The organism is Mesorhizobium sp. M0227 (assembly GCF_040321855.1).
Lineage (GTDB): Bacteria > Pseudomonadota > Alphaproteobacteria > Rhizobiales > Rhizobiaceae > Mesorhizobium.
On record NZ_JAMYSJ010000075.1, the window covers coordinates 1 to 654 of the forward strand.

The window sequence follows — 654 nt, forward strand, 5'->3', positions numbered from 1 at the left end:
ATAGGAGTTCGCTTCCAGGGCAATTTCTGCCATTGCCGCGTAGTCAAAGACACGCGGGTAAGCAGTTCCGCCGACCCAAATGAGCCGCGGCCGTTCCCGCTTGGCTGTCTCGCGCAAGCGGTCATAGTCAATCTGCTGTGTCGTTTCATCCAACCCATAGGGCACGCGTTGATAGTCAGTACCGGAAAAGTTGATGGCCCAACCATGAGTCAGATGGCCCCCTTCCGGAAGGGGCAAGCCCATGACTTTGTCACCGGGACTCAAAAGCGCACGATAGACAGCCTGGTTGGCCGGCGAGCCGGAATAAGGCTGGACGTTGGCATGCTCGCTGCCAAATAGTGATTTCAGGCGCTCAATGGCTAGATTCTCAAGCTCATCAACGATCTCGTTTCCAGCGTAGTAGCGCGCACCGGGGTACCCCTCGGCGTACTTGTTCGTGAAAATCGAGCCGTTCGCTTCCAGCACGGCCGAGGACGCAAAGTTCTCTGAGGCGATGAGCTTGAGGGTCGTCCGCTCCTGCCGCTCCTGTCTCAGAAGCAGCTCGTGAACGCGGCAATCAACCGCGGCCAAGCGAGACCGCCCGTGGGTGTCGGGCTGTGCGATCGCGCCGTCTGCGGAGTTGTCCATGGTAGCTTCGCGCTCCAATTGAATTGA

1 protein-coding gene is annotated in these 654 nt (G+C 58.6%); it reads right to left on the reverse strand.

The features are described 5' to 3' along the window. Window positions 1–627 (reverse strand): serine hydroxymethyltransferase (glyA, locus tag NKJ00_RS32200; RefSeq protein WP_502906423.1); only part of this gene is annotated, 627 nt, incomplete at its 3' end. Window positions 628–654: the final 27 nt, after the last annotated feature.